The following is a 14,512-nucleotide window of genomic DNA, read 5'->3' as shown; positions in this document are numbered from 1 at the left end:
ATGCGCACAGTATGCTTCGCAGGCTAATGGTTATCAATTGCATCATTTATGCTTTATTGATAAGCTTTTTCTTATCAATTTGTAGGGAGGAGTCCGACCATGTCCTTGCGAGCGTTACGCCATTTTGTGGTCGTTGCCGAAGAGTTGCATATGCACCGGGCGGCGGAGCGGTTACATATCGCCCAGCCCGCCCTCAGTCAGCAGATTAAGCAGCTTGAGCAGCGCCTGGGCGTGGTGCTCTTTTCCCGCGCAAACCGCCGTCTGACTCTGACCGCCGCGGGCGAGGCCTTTTTACACAAGACGCGGCTGGCGCTGGAAATGGCCGATCAGGCGGTGCTGGACGCCCAGCGCACCGCGCGGGGCGAGCAGGGGAGGCTGCATTTGGGGTATGTCTCCAGCGCGATGTACGACAGTAAACTGCCGGGGCTCCTGCGCCGGCTGCGCGCCGACTGGCCGGGGATTGAGCTGTCGCTGGTGCAGGGGGATGTGCAAATGCTCTACGAAGCGCTGTTGGATCTGCGTCTGGATATCGCCATCATCCGCGCGCCGCTGGCCTCGCCGCCGGACGCGCTGGTGGTCAGGCCGTTTGTACGTGAAAAGCTCTGCCTGGCGCTCTATCAACAGCATCCGCTGGCCGGCGTGGGCGCGCTTAATCTGGCCTCATTGCGCACTGACAACTGGATCTCGCTTGACGATCCGCAGGGCACCGGACTGGAGCAGGTTTTTATGGATGCCTGTCGCGTCGCGGGCTTTACGCCGCAGGTGGCGCAGCGGATTAACGACGTTACCTCGATGATTAGCCTGGTCTCCGCCGGGGTGGGAGTGGCGTTGGTTCCGCTCTCGGCGCGGGCCTTACGCCTTGATAACGTGGTGTATATCGATCTCCAGGATCGGCTGGCGGAGAGTGAGCTGAGCATGGTTTACCACCGCCATATTCGTTCGGCGGTGGTAAGGAAAGTTATCTCGCTGCTTAATACCGCTGAGCGATAGTCCCGGTTAGCTGGTCTTCAGGCGGCCAAAGCTGACAATCCTTGAGCGGCCCAGTTCTTTCGCCCGGTACAGCGCGGCATCCGCCGCGCGCAGCAGACTATCGCTTTGGGTGTGCTGCGGGTAGCTGGCGATGCCAATCGACACATCCACCTGGCCTATCTCGGTCAGACCATCGCGCAGCGTCATATTGCGCACCTGGGTGTAGATCTCGCTGGCGCACTGGTGCGCCCCGGCTTCGTCAATCCCGGGGAGCAGCACTAAAAACTCCTCGCCCCCGTAGCGGAAAGCCATGCCGATATCGCGCACCGCGCGCTGCACAATGGTCGCAACGCTCTTAATCACCAGATCCCCAGCCTCATGGCCATAGCGATCATTGATGGTTTTAAAATGATCGATGTCGATCATCAGACAGCTCAGCGGAGTATGGGTATGGACCGCCAGCGCCATCTGCGAATGCAGCGCTTCGTCAAGATGATGGCGGTTACGCAGGCCGGTCAGGGAATCGAACAGCGCTTTTTCCAGCAGGGCGCTGCGCAAACGCTGATTGGCCAGCGCCAGGCCCAACGCTTCCGCCATCAGCTCGAGATAGGCCCGGGAAGGAGCGTCACCGGCGGTAACGTTCTGGAAGGTCAGCAGGCCAATGGCTTCGCCCTGGGCGATGAGCGGTACGCAGAGCGGCTGGCCGGCGTGCGTCTCCGGCAGATGATAGCAGGTGATATCGGGCTCGCCCTGCACCGGCGGATGGCTGAGTCCCCGCCGTATCGCCCAGCAGTCGTCGGGAGAAAAGGGCGTCGTCTCACCGGCGGGTGACAGCCACTGCGCCACGCAGCGCATCTGCCAGGGGTCGGTATCCAGAACATACAGTTTACCGGGGATCGTCGGGGCGATATTCGGCGCAAACCGCTCCGCCACCTTAATCACATCCTCAATGGTTTCACAGCCCTGCAGCCGCTGAGTCATACGCGCCAGCAGCTCGCGGATCGCCCAGTCGGCGTCGCGCTGCTGCTCCAGCCGCTGACGGGCCAGGCCGTTCTCGCGAAAAATGCGGATCGCCTGAGCCATGTCACCAATCTCATCCACCTGGGTAAAGTGCGGCGTCTCTACCGCATAATCCTGGGAGGCGAGACGCTGGACCACGTCGCTCAGGCGAACCACCGGGTAGAGCACCCGGCGTTTGAGAATGAAGCCGAGGACGAACAAAAACATCAGGGCGGTCAGGCCGACCATGATTTCCGACAGCGTACGCCAGATCCGCGAGCGCTCGGTGGCCTGGTCGATAGCGACGGCGGCGCGATGCTCAAGCATCTGGCGGAAGCGATCGATCTGCGTCTGCATGCGCTCCAGTTCAGTCTCGTACGCGGTGCCGTACAGCACCGCGATGGCCGCTGGCGCATCGCCGCGAGCGACATGCGCCAGGGCCGCCTGCTGTTCATCCTGTAGCTCATTGGCGATCCGCAGGCCATCCTGGAGCAGCGCCAGCTCCTCGCGGCTGGCGCCGTTATCTTTCAGGCCGCCCAGCCGCTGCTCTATGCTCTTGTCGGTCTGCTGCAGCTGCTGATATTGCGTAAGCGTCTCCGGCGAAGGCTTTATCACGTACAGCCGGGCGAGGTCAGACAGCGCCCAGGCGTCGTTTTCCACCTCGTCGGAGAGGGTATCAAAGACCTGGCGCTGCTGTACCGCCTGGCGTTCGACGCGGTCGGCGCTGGAGGCCATGAGCATAGCGCTCCCGGAAGCCAGCGTCAGGCCAACGGTGATCCCGTAAGCCCAGTTAGTGATGGTGGCGATTCTCACCGTGAATTTCCTTGCATGCAGATGAAGCTGTTTTGATTATAGAACTCCGCCCCCGCCACGACGGCGGCCCGCTTCAGAGGCGGCGCTCGCTATGCAGAGGGGCAAGGGTCTGAAGAATGATGGCGTGTAGCGTTTCCGCATGGTGGCGCAAAACGAGGAAGACATCGCTATCCAGAGCGCCATTTATAACATCCGCTTCCATAATCTGTAAGGCTTCCTGCCAGGCCATCCCTTTACGATAAGGGCGATCTTCGGTCAGCGCGGTGAAAATATCGGCGATGGAGATAATCCGGTCGGCGAGGGTCAGGTGCTCCTTTTCGAGATGCAGAGGGTAGCCGCTGCCGTCCATTTTTTCATGATGATTCGAGGCCCAGTTAATGATGTCGCCGAGCTCGCTATAGTCGCTGAGAAGTTCGCCGGTCATGTAGCTGTGCTCCCGCACCTGACTCAGCTCCTCATCATCCAGCTCGCCCTCTTTTTCGAGAATGGAGAGTGGGATATAGACCTTGCCAATATCGTGTAGATAGCCGGCTATCTGTATTTGCTGGCAGGTGGGCTCCGGCAGCTGCATCCAGCGGGCAAGCTGGCGGGCGATTTCCCCCACCATGATGCTATGGGTGGCGGTAAAGCTGCTGTAGGTGTCGACGATTTTGGCAATCAGCAGGCAGACATCCTTCAGACCGTGAATATCCAGATAGCGCGTGTTGATGGGGCCAATAATCTCCAGCAGCCGCTGAATATGGCCGGGGTGAAGGTGCTGCCAGAAGTTCGCATTTTCAGCGACCTCGCACAGGATATCGCAGAGCGGCGGATCGATCTCCCGATGCAAAGCGACGAACTGTTCCACCACCGCCCGCGTGGGCCAGGCGGCAACGTGGCTATCGGCCGGCAGCAGCCGTTCAAAGGCATCAGCGAAATAGACAATGTGCTGTTCGCGGGAGCCCCGGTGGTTCGGGCTAAAATGGTGATCGCGAATAAAGGGAACGATGGGCTGGAAGGTCGCTAATCCCTCCAGCATCGCCACACCCTGGCGCTGATGCGGGTCGTGGATATTATCGATAGCATCCAGCGAATGAATGGTGCGTTTATCCCCCAGCACGCCGATATCGTGCAGCAGCGCGGCGCAAAAAATGGTCTGCTGCCGTTCGTCAGGCAGTTCCAGCCTTTGCGCCAGCGTCAGGGCGATTAAGGCCGTTCGTTGCATATGCCGGTGCAGTTCAGGGTTAATGATCTGGATGACTCTGGTGGTCAGCATCAGGGCCGACTTCAGGGCAATACGCATCTCTGTTCTCCGTTCGCGTGACCTGGCGGGCAAAAATGCTCTCGCCGGTGACGGAAGTGTCGATAATCTGATCGCAATGCGTGTTGTGTGTTGCTGAACAGGTAAATCCTCAGAATGTTTTGGTTCATAGCTCTGCCCGTTTCAGATCCAGTGGTGCACCAGAGTTGGGCGATATCGTCCTAAGAACCTTATTATTGTCTGATAGTTAACCATTTCCCCCCCAGAAAAGAAATGAATTCTGGCAAGCCCTTTGCATTAAGCAAGCGTAAGTTTGATTAATGTCTATGAAGGGAGTGACCTGTATGAATTTTAGAGCATTACTTGCCATTGCGTTATTGACGATGAGCAGCCTGGCGTTTAGCGAGACGCGTCTTCCGCATATTGTTATTTTAGCCACCGGCGGAACGATTGCTGGTTCGGCGGCCAGCAATACCCAAACAACCGGCTATAAAGCCGGGGCGATTGGGGTGCAGACGCTGATTAACGCCGTGCCGGAAATGAGTAAAATCGCTCACGTCGAGGGCGAGCAGGTGGCCAATATTGGCAGTGAGAATATGACCAGCGATATTATTCTCCAGCTCTCGAAGCGGGTGAATGCGCTATTGGCTCGGGACGATGTCGATGGCGTGGTGATCACCCATGGCACGGACACGCTGGATGAAACCCCGTATTTCCTCAATCTGACGGTGAAAAGCAACAAGCCGGTGGTCTTTACCGCGGCGATGCGCCCGGCGACGGCGATCAGCGCCGACGGGCCGATGAACCTGCTGGAAGCGGTCACGGTCGCCGCCGATCCTGATGCCCGGGGACGCGGGGTAATGGTGGTGCTTAACGACCGCATCGGCGCGGCGCGCTTTGTCACCAAAACTAATGCCACTTCGCTGGATACCTTCCGGGCGCCCGAGGAGGGCTATCTTGGTGTCGTGGTGGGCGGAAAACCCCAGTTCGAGACGCGGGTGGATAAAATTCACACGCTGCGCTCGGTGTTCGATGTGCGTCAGCTGAAGGTTCTGCCGAAGGTGGTGATTATTTATGGTTACCAGGACGATCCGGAGTATATGTACGATGCGGCGATCGCCCATCATGCCGACGGTATTATCTACGCCGGAACCGGGGCGGGGTCGGTGTCGGTACGTAGCGCCGCCGGTATCAAAAAAGCGCAGCAGGCGGGCATCGTGGTGGTGCGAGCCTCCCGTACCGGCAGCGGCGTCGTACCGCCGGATGACAGCCAGCCCGGGCTGGTGGCCGACTCCCTCAACCCGGCAAAAGCGCGTATACTGCTGATGACCGCGTTGACGCAGACTAAAGATCCGCAGCTGATTCAGCAATATTTCCATACCTACTGATCCTCTGCGGCGAGGGCGTTGTTCACACCCTCGCCGTGCTTTCTTCTCAATGACCTGGCTTCCATGCAAATCGATGGCGAATGATTGCCCATCATTCACTCCACCTGTGTTTCCCACGAGGCGTAAAGAAATATTTTTTATTGTCCGGCGGGCACAGTATTTCAATGCACCGCGCTTATTTTAAAAGCAGGTTTAAATAAGTCTATTCTTAATTGTTGTCTTAAAGTCGTTTTAATCTTTTTTATGCTGACCGATTAAAAAAGATGCATTTCGCAGTGGGACGCGTTTAATACTCGCTTTGACAGACTACGATGCATCCCAACGCGGTCAGACCGCCGATCGCGCGGCTCAGCGGACGCCTGCCACCGGCGGCCAGGGCCGCACTGCGGCAGCTTTCGGTTGTTTTCGTTAGTAACGCTGATGATTAGCGTGAAAATGATATGCATGATGAATATATTGAGCGTGGTTCAAGATTTAAGTTTACATTTAGTAACATATGTGCCGCAATTATGTTTTTTTGTCAGCTTGCTGTTTTTTACTTGCCGGAGGGAATTTCAGCGGATTAGTATTGTCGAACTTGCTGTACGTACCGCCTAATGATGATAAATGGATTCTGTTTTCCTTAAGCGTTACCACATAATTAATGTTTACAGGAAAAATCATGGCCTGCGTATTTAATAAACAACTTTTACACCCGCGTAACTGGCTGACCTGGTTCGGGCTCGGCATCCTCTGGTTAATCGTGCAACTGCCTTATCCGCTGCTGCATTTTATCGGCACCAGCGCTGGTCGCCTTTCCCGTCGCTTTCTTAAACGCCGCGAACATATCGCCCGGCGTAATATCGAACTCTGCTTCCCGGACATGTCGCCAGCGGCGCGCGAGACGCTGATCGATCAAAACTTTATGTCGCTGGGAATGGGGCTTATCGAAACCGGCATGGCCTGGTTCTGGAGCGACGAGCGGGTCAAAAAATGGTTTGATGTCGAGGGGTTCGCCAACCTTAATCACGCGCTTAGCGGTGGGAAAGGGGTAATGGTCGTCGGCGTGCACTTTATGTCGCTGGAGCTGGGCGGCCGCGCGATGGGGCTGTGTCGGCCAATGATGGCCACCTACCGGCCGCACAACAGCCCGCTGATGGAGTGGGTGCAAACCCGCGGTCGCCTGCGTTCGAACAAAGCGATGATCGATCGCAACAATCTGACCGGTCTGGTGCATGCCTTGAAATCCGGTGAAGCGGTGTGGTTCGCGCCCGATCAGGATTACGGTCCCAAGGGCAGCGTCTTTGCACCTTTTTTCTCCGTCCCGCAGGCGGCGACCACCAACGGCACCTATGTCCTGTCCCGCTTATCGGGCGCGAAAATGTTGAGCATCAGCATGGTACGTAAGCTGGATCGTCAGGGCTACAGCCTGCATATTAGCGAAGTGATGAATGACTATCCGGGTGAGGATAAGCAAATCGCTGCGGGCTACATCAACAAAGTCATTGAGCGCGAAATTTTGCGCGCCCCTGAACAGTATCTGTGGGTGCATCGCCGTTTTAAAACCCGTCCGCTGGGTGAACCCTCCGTCTATTAACCTTCCCGCACAGGCTGCGCTTTCAAAATCCCGACAGTTGGGGTAACGTGAGCCGGATCATGTTTTAGTCGTGCGCGAAGGAGTGCAGAGTGTTCGCTGAGTTTGGTGTTTTGAATTATTTGACCTACCTGGTCGGGGCGATTTTTATCATCCTCGTTCCTGGTCCTAATACATTTTTTGTGCTGAAGACGGGCATTGCCCATGGCGTGAAGAAAGGCTATCTGGCGGCGGCGGGCGTCTTTATTGGCGACGCAGTGCTGATGTTTCTGGCCTTCGCCGGGGTGGCGACGCTGATTAAAACCACGCCGGTGTTGTTTAACGTCGTGCGCTACCTCGGGGCAATTTACCTGCTGTGGCTCGGGGGCAAAATGCTCTATGCGGTGCTGACCCAGCGCGACGGCCAGTCCGACGCCAGCGCGGAGCCGGCGAGCGCGATCCTCAAGCGCTCCCTGACCCTGAGCCTGACCAATCCGAAAGCGATTCTGTTCTATGTGTCGTTTTTCGTGCAGTTTATCGATGTCAACGCCAAAACCCCCGGCGTGGCGTTCTTTATCCTGGCGCTGACCCTCGAGGTGATTAGCTTCTGCTATATGAGCTTTTTGATCCTCTCCGGCTCGTTTGTCACCCGCTACGTCAAAACCCGCAAGAAGCTGGCTAAACTTGGCAACAGCCTGATTGGTCTGGTTTTCGTCGGGTTCGCCGCGCGCCTGGCTACCCTGCAGTCCTGATCCCCACGGGCCGGTTACCCGCTGACCGGCCCGCCGTCTCTTATTCTGCCCTGTAACAAAAACCCTTCATTTTTTATTGCATTGGTGTTACATATACAGCCGTTTATCGCTCAGCAAAAAGGAAGCCCCGATGATTCTGCAAAAACTCCTCAGCAATAAAAACTGCAAAAAATACTGTCTGTCGCTCGCGGCGGTGTTTGCTATCGCGCTGGCGGTAGTGGGGCGGGCGACCTTCGGGGGCGTGGTGAGCGAGTACAATATGCCGTACTCAGAGTGGACGACGTCCATGTTCTTCCTGCAGGGGGCGATGGTGACGGTTTACAGCATTGTCTTTACCGCGCTCTTCGCTATCCCCCTCGGCTTTATTTTCCTCGGCGCCGATCGTCAGGATTAAGCGTCAACGGGCGAACCGCGGTTCGCCCTGTCTTATCGGCTTATCAACAGCGTGAAGCATTAGTCGTCGTCATGATAGTGATGATGGTGGTGGTGGCGATGGGGATGATATCCATCGTCAATAATGCATCCCGATAACAGCGTGCACAGCGCAATAATCAACGGTAACACGATCGGTTTTTTCATCCTTACTTCTCCCGCTATTCTTATTCCCCGGGGGCGAGAATGCCGCGGCGGATAACGTGAGTGTAAAGGGTTAACTTATTGATGGGATAGGATAACTCCGCAATATCGCCGCGGCGATCACCACCAGCCAAACTGGGTGCCGGCCACCGCCACGATGGCGACGACCAGCATGATAATGGTGCTTTTTTTCATTATGCCCCACCCGGCGCCGCATAGCCGCCGACAAAAAACCAGCCGAGAAAGACGACGGCGATGATAAAGATCGCCACCGGGAAAAGAATACCCAATTTCATGATTGTGTCCCTGTGCCCACGAATGATGCCCTGCATGATACTGGATATCGCGGTACTTTAGTCAATATGAATGAAATTCTCCTGGCGGCGGGACTTCTTATCCTGGTACATCGCCTCATCGGCAGCGCGTAAGGCCGCTTCAACATCGATACTCTGCGGATCGCAGGTGACCACCCCGAAGCTAGCGCCCTCATAGTCGATACGCTGTTCGCCGAGGAAGTAGACGCCGCACAGAGCCTGACGCAGAGACGTGACATACGCCTGCTGTGCGGCAGGCTGCTGGGCGCTACCGACGATCAAAAACTCATCGCCGCCAAGGCGGCCAACGATATCTTCCCGGCGCGCGACAGCGGTGAGTCGTTTGCCGACCTGCACCAGAAAGCTGTCGCCGCACGGATGGCCGAACCGATCGTTAATGGCTTTGAAACCATCGAGATCGATAAAAATCAGCGAGACCTGCTGCTGCTGGGCGCGGGCGGAGGCAAAGCGTAGCGCCAGCTGCTTAAACAGCGCACGGCGATTAGGAAGCTGGGTGAGCTCATCGGTAGACGAGTGCAGCTCCAGCGCGACGTTTGCCGCCTGCAGCTGTTGCACCAGGGTGTCTTTTTCCACGTAGTGGGAAATGAGCTTCGCAAACAGGCCCATGACCTGTTCGCCTTCGAGGTTATAAGGCTGTTGTTGCCGGCTGGTGGCGCAGAGGGTGCCGAACAGAGAGCCGTCGGCCAGGCGGACGGGAATGCTTAAAAAAGTAGCGATTCCCAGCTCCTGGGCGGCGATGCAGGAGTGCCAGCGGTTGGCAACGTCATTGCTAAACGTACACTGATCCTCAAGGGCGCGTTTGCACAGGGATTCATCCCAGGGGACGGAAAATCCTTCCGGGATCTGCATTTCGCTGCTGTTGTGGGCGAACATGATCTGCTGCCGCTGGGCGTTGGTATCAATGCGGGTGAGGTAGGTGGACTCCATTCGCGTTACCGCCTCCAGCATCTCCAGCAGCTGGCGCACCAGGGTTTCCAGGGACTGTTCCGCAGCGAGGGTTTGCGACACCCGGGCAAGAATAAAATCTGACATGAATAATACAGCTCCAGCACGCCAAACGTCACCCCAGCATATTGGGCTGCAAACGGACATCAGCGTCAAATAAACAGTGATATTTTTAAATTTATCACATCTGTCTGGGGAATACTTGTCCACGCGGTGGGAAAAAAAGCCCCGTCGGGGGCGACGGGGAAAAACTCATTGATTATGGAATGATCTGTTCTCTGGTCAGTTCGAGAACAGGGCTACTCTACGGGGGAAAAGTGCAGGCAAGATGGAGAAAACGTGGAGATTCAGGCTAAAATCCCCGGGCATTCAGGAAAGGGAGGAACAATGAAAAAGCTACTGGCTATTCTGCCACTGTTATTAGCCGGCTGTGCCCAGCCGCAGCCCACTGCGCCGACGAAAACCATCGGCATGCCCAACCCCGCGGCGGTATACTGTCAGCAATCCGGCGGCACCCGGGTGCCGGTGCAAACGCCGCAGGGCGTCAGCACCCAGTGCAAACTACCCAGCGGCGAAACTCTCGACGAGTGGGCGCTGTGGCGCCGGGATCATCCGGCTAAATCGTAACCGGCAGGGCCGCCAGCCAGGCGGCCAGCACCCGGGCATGATTCTGCTCGGTGTTCTTCGCGGCGTACAGCAGCGTCAGCGGCTGGCGTTGCGCCAGCGCCGCCAGCCGCAGGCCCGTTTCGCGATGGGCGTCGAGCTCCTGACGATAGCGCTGGCTGAAGTGGGCGAAATCGATCGCCTCGCCGTGAAAGGCTTTGCGCAGCTCAGCGGAAGGCGTTAACTCCTTACACCACTCATCACAGGCCAGCGCCTCTTTTTTAATCCCCCGCGGCCAGAGACGGTCGACCAGCACCCGATAGCCGTCGCTGCTTTCCTGCGGGTCATACACCCGTTTACACTGAATCATCATCCTGCTCCTTCTGTGCCATCCAGGCGAGCAACTGCGGGATTTGCCCGTCGGAAAATACCGTGATGCCGTGGGCGCGGAGTAGGTCGGCGGCCACGCCGGCGCCCGCTTTGCGCCGTCCGCGAAAGGAACCGTCATAGACAAACTGGCTGCCGCAGGTAGGGCTGCCGTCGGTGAGTAACGCTGCCTGACAGCCCGCTTCCCGGGCGGCGCTGAGCGCCAGCCAGGCGGCCAGCTGATAATGTTCGGTGACGTCGCGGCCGTCGCTTTCCACGATCCGCGCCCGTCCGGCAAGCACATCGCCGCCGGTACCGCCGAGGATCTCCGCCGGCAGTCGGGGCGTAGGCAGACCGGCCGCCAGCTCCGGGCAGTGGATCACCAGCCGCCCCGCCTGCTGCCAGCGGGACAGCGTCGCCGCCAGCTGTGCCTTCTCACTACCGTTATACCGCACCTGGAATCCCATCAGGCAGGCGCTGACCAAAAGCTTATTTTTCATTCTCTCTCCCTTACGCGCTTTTTCCAGTATACCTCACCCGTCGGCCACGGCGGTGGGGTGAAAATAAGGATTGTGTTCCACAGGCGGGATCGCTATTCTGACGTGCCTTGTGCTGTCCGTCTCGTCCAGACATAAGGAACCTGCTATGAAAACTCCTTTACGCCTCGCCCTTGTCGGCGATTATCACCCCGATATTGTTGCCCATCAGGCCATTCCCCTGGCGATAGACGATGCCGCCGCCGTGCTGGAGCAGCCGGTGAAATATGACTGGCTCGCCACCCCGTCGATCGTCTCCGGCGAGGCGCTGGCCGAGTACGATGCCGTCTGGGTCGTTCCCGGTAGCCCGTATCGTCATCCGCAGGGGGCCTTTACTGCGATCCGCTATGCCCGCGAAAACGGCATCCCTTTCCTCGGCACCTGCGGCGGCTTTCAGCACGCGGTGATTGAATACGCCCGTAACGTGCTCGGCTGGCAGGATGCCGGCCATGCGGAAACTGACAGCGAAGGGCGGATGGTGATCGCTCCCCTTAGCTGTTCGCTGGTGGAGACCTCCGCCGTCGTCGAGCTGCGGGCGAATACGCTGATTGCCCGCGCCTATGGCCGGGAGAGCATTGAAGAGGGCTACCACTGCCGGTACGGCGTGAGCAGCGCGTTTGCGGCGGAGCTGGAGCAGGGCGATCTGCGCGTCACCGGCTGGGATGAAGAGGGTGAGATCCGCGCCGTCGAGCTGGTGACGCACCCGTTTTTTGTCGCCACCTTGTTCCAGCATGAGCGTCACGCGCTGGACGGGCGTCCCGCGCCGCTGGTGCAGGCGTTTCTCCGCGCCGCGGCACAATAATTCCACCGGCAGCGGGCGCTGCCGGTCATCTTCAGGGGTGAATTTCCCGGTCACGTCCGGCGAGCGCGCCGCAGACCGCCATCACCAGCGAAATCAGCGCCACCGCCAGCAGCGGAATATGCCAGTCGCCATTGGCATCATGGATCCTGCCCATCAGCGGCGGCCCGCAGGCGGCCAGCAGATAGCCGACGCTCTGCGCCATCCCTGACAGCGCCGCGGCCTGATGCGCCGAGCTGGCGCGCAGGCCGATAAACGTCAGGCCGAGGATCATGGTGGCTCCGGAGCCAAAGCCGAACAGCAGCGTCCAGCCGATCGCCAGCTCAGGCAACAGCCACAGCCCGGCGGCGCTGATGGCGCACATCAGGGCGACCAGCACCGCGATCCCGCGCTGGTCGCGCAGCCGATGCAGGATCAGCGGTATCGCCAGGCCGGGCGCGGCGGTCGCCAGCTGCAGCAGGCCATGCAGCGAGCCGGCCTGCGCTTCGCTATAGCCCATACTCTGCAGAATCGACGGCAGCCAGCCGATAATCACGTAATAGACCAGCGAGTTGATGCCGAGGAACAGCGTCACCTGCCAGGCCAGCGCCGACCGCCAGATCCCCCGGTTATGCATAGCGCCTGAGCCGGTCAATGGCGTCTCCGCCCGGCGCCGGGACTGCGGCAGCCAGCTGAGGAGCGCCAGTAGCGGGAAGACCATCAGCAGCAGCAGCGCCCCGCGCCAGCCGAATCCGGCCATCGCCACGGGGACCACCAGCGCCGAACCAAGCGCCGCCGCGCCGCCCATCGTCAGGGAATAGGCGCCGGTCATCCGCGCGACATGTTGCGAGAAATCCCGTTTAATCAGCCCGGGCAGCAGCACGTTACCCAGCGCAATGCCGCAGCCGATTACCGCCGTGCCGATAAACAGCAGCGCAGCGGAGGGCAGGGAGCGCAGGGCAATGCCGGCGCAGATCAGCAGCATCGCCAGCAGCAGGCTGCGTTCCATGCCGAACCGGCGGGCAACCCCTGCCGCCAGCGGCGAGACAAGGCCAAAGGCCAGCAGCGGCAGGGTAGTGAGCAGCCCGGTCTGCGCGGTGGTCAGGCCATAGTCGCTACGAATCGCGTCCAGCAGCGGCGCCGCGCCGGTAAAGACCACGCGCAGGGTGGTGGCGATGAGCAGGATACCGGCAATCAGCAGCGCGGGACGGCGGCCGGTAGAGGAGATCACAGAAGACATATCATTCTCAAAGTAACTAACGAGGGGGGTTACGATAGCGGCTTTGTCCCTCGTTTAAATCAAGCTAAAATGACAGATTATCGCTAATATCGGACAAGATGATGATTGGACTGGGGCTGGATGGCTATGAACCGGACAGTGGCCACGAATCGGCCATTGCCTTTCGTATCCGGGTAGTGGAGGCGGAGCAGTATATTCCGGCGCATTCCCACCGTAAGGGGCAGCTGATCCTTGCCCTGCACGGCGCCTTGACCTGCGAGGTGGAGAACGCAATGTGGATGGTGCCGCCGCAGTATGCGGTGTGGGTTCCGGGGCAGCTGTCCCACAGTAACCGCGCTACCCCCGGCGCCCAGGTATGCTTCCTGTTCATCGAGCCGGGCGCCGCGCCGATGCCGGATCGCTGCTGTACGTTAAAGATTTCCCCGCTGGTGCGAGAGCTGATCCTTACTCTGGCGGAGCGCGGCGGAGAGTCGCTGGCCGCCCCCGCCACGGCCCGGCTGGTGCAGGTTCTGTTTGATGAGCTGCCCCGCCAGCCGCAGGAGCACCTGCAGCTGCCGGTATCAAACCACCCGAAAATTCGTCAAATGGTGACGATGATGGCCGAGGATCCGGCGCGCTGGCAAACCCTGAGCCAGTGGGCGGCGGTGTTTGCGATGAGCGAGCGGAATCTGGCCCGCCTGGTAGTGCGCGAAACGGGGCTGAGCTTTCGCCGCTGGCGCCATCAGCTGCAGCTGATCCTCGCGCTGCAGCTGCTGATCCGCGGGCAGACGGTGCAGCAGACGGCTCAGGCGCTGGGCTACGATTCCACCACCGCCTTCATCACCATGTTTAAAAAAGGGCTCGGGCAGACACCGGGCCGCTATCACGGTAGCCTGGCTACGACTTCCCAATAAACAATGAGATGATCCCGGCGGCAATCAGCGGCCCGACCGGGACGCCGCGAAACAGGGCGACGCCGAGTACTGTACCGACCAGCAGCCCGGCCACCAGATGCGGCTGGGAGCCCATCAGGGAGACGCCGCGCCCGCCGAGCCACGAAACAAACACCCCGACCGCAATCGCCAGCAGCGATTTCCAGTTCATAAAGGAGTGGATCAGCGTCGAGGGCGGCAGCGTGCCGCTGGCGATAGGCGCCATCACGCCGATGGTCAGAATAATGATCCCGACGGTCAGTCCCTGTTTCTCAACCCAGGGAAAGAAGGCGTTCAGCGGCGTGACGCGCACGATAATCAGCACGAGGATGGAGATCGCCACGGTGGTGTTATGACTGATAAAGCCGAGCGCCGCCAGACCCAGCAGGATCAACAGGGTGGTATCAAACATGTACAGAGGTCCTTGCCAAAATAAGAATGCCAAAAATATCCCGCTTACTCTACGCATCGTGGCGTGAATAAACAGGATTTTTACGCCATGCGGCGGA

General features: G+C 59.0%; 18 protein-coding genes. 8 read left to right on the top strand and 10 right to left on the bottom strand.

The window, feature by feature from the left end:
• The first annotated feature begins 99 nt into the window (after positions 1 to 99).
• Positions 100 to 990: a LysR substrate-binding domain-containing protein gene (locus tag KB890_RS04535; RefSeq protein WP_004150788.1), complete on the top strand. Its 891-nt coding sequence runs from the start codon at positions 100 to 102 to the stop codon at positions 988 to 990.
• A gap of 6 nt (positions 991 to 996) precedes the next feature.
• Here the strand turns inward: KB890_RS04535 and KB890_RS04530 are convergent, their stop codons facing one another.
• Together KB890_RS04530 and KB890_RS04525 are read right to left on the bottom strand one after the other, a co-directional pair.
• Entirely contained in the window at positions 997 to 2,781 is a 1,785-nt protein-coding gene (locus KB890_RS04530; RefSeq protein ID WP_020324097.1) for a sensor domain-containing diguanylate cyclase, read from the bottom strand.
• Between the two features lie 73 nt (positions 2,782 to 2,854).
• Complete coding sequence (locus KB890_RS04525; protein ID WP_004140494.1) at positions 2,855 to 4,063, bottom strand: HD-GYP domain-containing protein; 1,209 nt, start codon at positions 4,061 to 4,063, stop codon at positions 2,855 to 2,857.
• 302 nt (positions 4,064 to 4,365) lie between these two features.
• On the opposite strand from KB890_RS04525, the gene fraE reads away from it, so the two are divergent.
• From fraE to KB890_RS04505, 4 genes are all read left to right on the top strand, one after another.
• Positions 4,366 to 5,409, top strand: a complete 1,044-nt coding sequence (gene fraE, locus KB890_RS04520; protein WP_004150784.1) for a fructose-asparagine asparaginase — start codon at positions 4,366 to 4,368, stop codon at positions 5,407 to 5,409.
• 661 nt (positions 5,410 to 6,070) lie between these two features.
• Complete coding sequence (gene lpxP, locus KB890_RS04515) at positions 6,071 to 6,985, top strand: kdo(2)-lipid IV(A) palmitoleoyltransferase (protein WP_008807690.1); 915 nt, start codon at positions 6,071 to 6,073, stop codon at positions 6,983 to 6,985.
• An 89-nt stretch (positions 6,986 to 7,074) separates the two neighbouring features.
• Positions 7,075 to 7,713, top strand: a complete 639-nt coding sequence (gene leuE / locus KB890_RS04510; protein WP_020324076.1) for a leucine efflux protein LeuE — start codon at positions 7,075 to 7,077, stop codon at positions 7,711 to 7,713.
• A gap of 130 nt (positions 7,714 to 7,843) precedes the next feature.
• On the top strand, positions 7,844 to 8,107 hold the full coding sequence (locus KB890_RS04505; protein ID WP_004190891.1) for a DUF2534 family protein: 264 nt from the start codon (positions 7,844 to 7,846) through the stop codon (positions 8,105 to 8,107).
• A gap of 59 nt (positions 8,108 to 8,166) precedes the next feature.
• Here KB890_RS04505 and KB890_RS04500 read toward each other — a convergent pair whose 3' ends face one another.
• The 4 genes from KB890_RS04500 to KB890_RS04485 all read right to left on the bottom strand — a co-directional run bounded on the left by KB890_RS04500 (position 8,167) and on the right by KB890_RS04485 (position 9,656).
• A complete protein-coding gene (locus KB890_RS04500) occupies positions 8,167 to 8,292 on the bottom strand; it encodes a hypothetical protein (RefSeq protein WP_004140488.1) in 126 nt (41 codons plus the stop codon).
• A 117-nt stretch (positions 8,293 to 8,409) separates the two neighbouring features.
• Positions 8,410 to 8,484, bottom strand: coding sequence for a protein YoaJ (gene yoaJ, locus KB890_RS27790; protein ID WP_004213093.1), 75 nt, complete (start codon positions 8,482 to 8,484; stop codon positions 8,410 to 8,412).
• The gene (locus KB890_RS04490; RefSeq protein ID WP_004150782.1) at positions 8,484 to 8,585 is read right to left on the bottom strand and encodes a YoaK family small membrane protein; all 102 of its coding nucleotides are present in this window, start codon (positions 8,583 to 8,585) and stop codon (positions 8,484 to 8,486) included. Before KB890_RS04490 ends, yoaJ begins: the two co-directional genes overlap by 1 nt.
• Before the next feature lie 57 nt (positions 8,586 to 8,642).
• The gene (locus KB890_RS04485; protein ID WP_004176549.1) at positions 8,643 to 9,656 is read right to left on the bottom strand and encodes a sensor domain-containing diguanylate cyclase; all 1,014 of its coding nucleotides are present in this window, start codon (positions 9,654 to 9,656) and stop codon (positions 8,643 to 8,645) included.
• Between the two features lie 300 nt (positions 9,657 to 9,956).
• Here KB890_RS04485 and KB890_RS04480 point away from each other — a divergent pair, with 300 nt between their 5' ends.
• Positions 9,957 to 10,196: a putative hemolysin gene (locus KB890_RS04480; protein WP_004179368.1), complete on the top strand. Its 240-nt coding sequence runs from the start codon at positions 9,957 to 9,959 to the stop codon at positions 10,194 to 10,196.
• Here the strand turns inward: KB890_RS04480 and KB890_RS04475 are convergent.
• Positions 10,186 to 10,524: a DUF488 domain-containing protein gene (locus KB890_RS04475; RefSeq protein WP_014343000.1), complete on the bottom strand. Its 339-nt coding sequence runs from the start codon at positions 10,522 to 10,524 to the stop codon at positions 10,186 to 10,188. The genes KB890_RS04480 and KB890_RS04475 overlap by 11 nt on opposite strands.
• A 4-nt stretch (positions 10,525 to 10,528) precedes the next feature.
• Positions 10,529 to 11,038, bottom strand: coding sequence for a 2-thiouracil desulfurase family protein (locus KB890_RS04470; protein ID WP_004150778.1), 510 nt, complete (start codon positions 11,036 to 11,038; stop codon positions 10,529 to 10,531).
• Positions 11,039 to 11,183: 145 nt separating this feature from the next.
• On the opposite strand from KB890_RS04470, the gene KB890_RS04465 reads away from it, so the two are divergent.
• Positions 11,184 to 11,876, top strand: a complete 693-nt coding sequence (locus tag KB890_RS04465; protein WP_004179371.1) for a CTP synthase C-terminal region-related (seleno)protein — start codon at positions 11,184 to 11,186, stop codon at positions 11,874 to 11,876.
• Between the two features lie 31 nt (positions 11,877 to 11,907).
• Here the strand turns inward: KB890_RS04465 and KB890_RS04460 are convergent, their stop codons facing one another.
• Positions 11,908 to 13,083, bottom strand: coding sequence for a CynX/NimT family MFS transporter (locus KB890_RS04460; protein ID WP_020324105.1), 1,176 nt, complete (start codon positions 13,081 to 13,083; stop codon positions 11,908 to 11,910).
• A gap of 107 nt (positions 13,084 to 13,190) precedes the next feature.
• Between KB890_RS04460 and KB890_RS04455 the strand changes: the two genes are divergently transcribed.
• Positions 13,191 to 13,985: an AraC family transcriptional regulator gene (locus tag KB890_RS04455; RefSeq protein WP_004140469.1), complete on the top strand. Its 795-nt coding sequence runs from the start codon at positions 13,191 to 13,193 to the stop codon at positions 13,983 to 13,985.
• Here KB890_RS04455 and KB890_RS04450 read toward each other — a convergent pair.
• Positions 13,969 to 14,415 (bottom strand): DUF441 domain-containing protein, encoded by a 447-nt coding sequence (locus tag KB890_RS04450; protein WP_002901080.1) that lies wholly within the window; start codon positions 14,413 to 14,415, stop codon positions 13,969 to 13,971. The two genes, KB890_RS04455 and KB890_RS04450, sit on opposite strands and share 17 nt — an antisense overlap.
• Between the last annotated feature and the right edge of the window lie 97 nt (positions 14,416 to 14,512).

It is taken from the genome of Klebsiella sp. P1954, assembly GCF_018199955.1.
GTDB lineage: Bacteria > Pseudomonadota > Gammaproteobacteria > Enterobacterales > Enterobacteriaceae > Klebsiella > Klebsiella pneumoniae.
The sequence above is the reverse complement of the archived record's forward strand: the minus strand, read 5'-3'. Positions and strand labels throughout refer to the sequence as shown.

What these genes read in the sequence shown, in the direction of transcription:
- KB890_RS04535 (WP_004150788.1), top strand. Translation starts at nt 100, where the DNA reads ATGTCCTTGCGAGCGTTACGCCATTTTGTGGTCGTTGCCGAAGAGTTG.
- KB890_RS04525 (WP_004140494.1), bottom strand. Translation starts at nt 4,063, where the DNA reads ATGCGTATTGCCCTGAAGTCGGCCCTGATGCTGACCACCAGAGTCATC.
- fraE (WP_004150784.1), top strand. Translation starts at nt 4,366, where the DNA reads ATGAATTTTAGAGCATTACTTGCCATTGCGTTATTGACGATGAGCAGC.
- lpxP (WP_008807690.1), top strand. Translation starts at nt 6,071, where the DNA reads ATGGCCTGCGTATTTAATAAACAACTTTTACACCCGCGTAACTGGCTG.
- KB890_RS04505 (WP_004190891.1), top strand. Translation starts at nt 7,844, where the DNA reads ATGATTCTGCAAAAACTCCTCAGCAATAAAAACTGCAAAAAATACTGT.
- KB890_RS04500 (WP_004140488.1), bottom strand. Translation starts at nt 8,292, where the DNA reads ATGAAAAAACCGATCGTGTTACCGTTGATTATTGCGCTGTGCACGCTG.
- KB890_RS04490 (WP_004150782.1), bottom strand. Translation starts at nt 8,585, where the DNA reads ATGAAATTGGGTATTCTTTTCCCGGTGGCGATCTTTATCATCGCCGTC.
- KB890_RS04485 (WP_004176549.1), bottom strand. Translation starts at nt 9,656, where the DNA reads ATGTCAGATTTTATTCTTGCCCGGGTGTCGCAAACCCTCGCTGCGGAA.
- KB890_RS04480 (WP_004179368.1), top strand. Translation starts at nt 9,957, where the DNA reads ATGAAAAAGCTACTGGCTATTCTGCCACTGTTATTAGCCGGCTGTGCC.
- KB890_RS04470 (WP_004150778.1), bottom strand. Translation starts at nt 11,038, where the DNA reads ATGAAAAATAAGCTTTTGGTCAGCGCCTGCCTGATGGGATTCCAGGTG.
- KB890_RS04465 (WP_004179371.1), top strand. Translation starts at nt 11,184, where the DNA reads ATGAAAACTCCTTTACGCCTCGCCCTTGTCGGCGATTATCACCCCGAT.
- KB890_RS04455 (WP_004140469.1), top strand. Translation starts at nt 13,191, where the DNA reads ATGATGATTGGACTGGGGCTGGATGGCTATGAACCGGACAGTGGCCAC.
- KB890_RS04450 (WP_002901080.1), bottom strand. Translation starts at nt 14,415, where the DNA reads ATGTTTGATACCACCCTGTTGATCCTGCTGGGTCTGGCGGCGCTCGGC.